This window comes from Burkholderia sp. MSMB1835 (assembly GCF_001526365.1).
In the GTDB taxonomy this organism is placed as follows: Bacteria; Pseudomonadota; Gammaproteobacteria; order Burkholderiales; family Burkholderiaceae; genus Burkholderia.
This window is the reverse complement of the sequence record NZ_LOYP01000035.1, coordinates 1-1,645: the sequence shown is the minus strand read 5'-3', so window position 1 is coordinate 1,645 and position 1,645 is coordinate 1. Positions and strand designations below refer to the sequence as shown.

The window sequence follows — 1,645 nt, the reverse complement described above, 5'->3', positions numbered from 1 at the left end:
GTGTAAGAGCAAAGTTGTAATGTCGTATCTGGGCAAAGTTGAAATGTCGTAGTTCGAGGGTTTCGGCGCATGCTGGCGGCGGTTTGAACTGCCGGAGCGCATCGTGGGCCAACCTGGACTGATCACCATGAGCATGCGGGAGCTGGACCGTCTGAAGGTCGTGGAAGCCGTGATCGAGCAGCATCTGATGCCTTGGCGAGCCGCGGAGCGGCTCGGGATCAGTCGCCGGCAGATTGAACGGCTGGTCGCCCGGTATCGCGCTGCTGGCCCGGTCGGGCTGATTTCGCAGCGTCGTGGTCACGCGAGCAACCATCAACTGCCCGAGGATTTGGCGCATCGTGCCTTGAGCCTGATTCGTGAGCGCTACGCCGATTTCGGGCCGACGCTGGCTTGCGAGAAGCTGTGGGAATGCCACGGGCTGCAGTTGTCGAAGGAGACGGTCAGAAGGCTGATGACGGACGCCGGGCTGTGGATTCCGCGCCGGCAACGACCGCCGAAGGTTTATCAGCCGCGAGCGCGCCGGGCTTGCCTCGGCGAACTGATCCAGATCGACGGCAGCGATCATCGGTGGTTCGAGGAACGGGCACCGGCCTGCACGCTGCTGGTGTATGTGGACGACGCGACGAGCCGGCTGATGATGCTGCACTTCACGCAGACCGAATCGACGTTCAGCTACTTCGAGGCGACGCGGACGTATCTGGAGCGCCATGGCAAGCCCGTGGCGTTCTACAGCGACAAGTACAGCGTGTTCCGCAGCCCGACTGCGGGCAAGACCGGCAGCAGCGTGACGCAGTTTGGCCGCGCGATGTACGAGCTGAACATCGACACGTTCTGCGCGAACAGCAGTTCGGCGAAGGGACGTGTGGAACGGGCCAACCTGACGCTGCAGGACCGGTTGGTCAAGGAAATGCGCTTGCGCGGCATCAGCACGGTAGCCGACGCCAACGCGTATGCGCCCTCCTTCATCGCTGATTTCAACCGTCGCTTCGCGAAGCCGCCGCGCAGCGACTTCAATGCGCACCGGCCGCTGCGAGACGACGAGAATCTGGACCGGGTGATGACCTGGCGCGAAACGCGTCGGGTCTCGAAGTCGCTCACGGTGCTGTACGACCGGGTGCTGTATTTGCTGGACGATACGCTCGAGAATCGGAAGTTGATTCATCGCTACATCGACGTCTGGGAGTATCCGGATGGTCGGATCGAGATCCGGGCTGATGGCGAGGTATTGCGATGCCGTCTTTACGACAAACTGGCAGAGGTCGATCAAGGCGCGATCATCGAACACAAGCGCCTGAGCCACGCGCTGCAAGTGGCTGAAGCGATTCAGGCGCAGCGCGATAACCGGCGGATTTCGGGTTCCCCGTCGCGCGCCAATCGAGGGCTACCGGTACGAGCCAAGGCATCGTTGCCAGGTGCCAAGAAACAGCGCGCGTTCACGGAAACTGATATCGAAGCAGCCATCCTGCAGGTCGCTTCACAAACACATCAAACGGAATCGAATCGGCGGTCTGCGAAGGCCCGCGGGTGAACGTAAGCGCCCTGCTGCTTCAAGCTCGGCGCTTCAACGTTAAAGGATGGAAAGGCCGATGAAACATGCGACATCTGTATTTAGCTGGCGCTACGACATCTGAATCCGGGTATGACA

At 61.0% G+C, this 1,645-nt stretch carries 1 protein-coding gene; it reads left to right on the top strand.

The genetic code is table 11. The features are described from left to right. Positions 1 to 127 precede the first annotated feature (127 nt). Complete coding sequence (locus tag WS96_RS15270; protein WP_124681574.1) at positions 128 to 1,528, top strand: ISNCY family transposase; 1,401 nt, start codon at positions 128 to 130, stop codon at positions 1,526 to 1,528. Positions 1,529 to 1,645 lie beyond the last annotated feature (117 nt).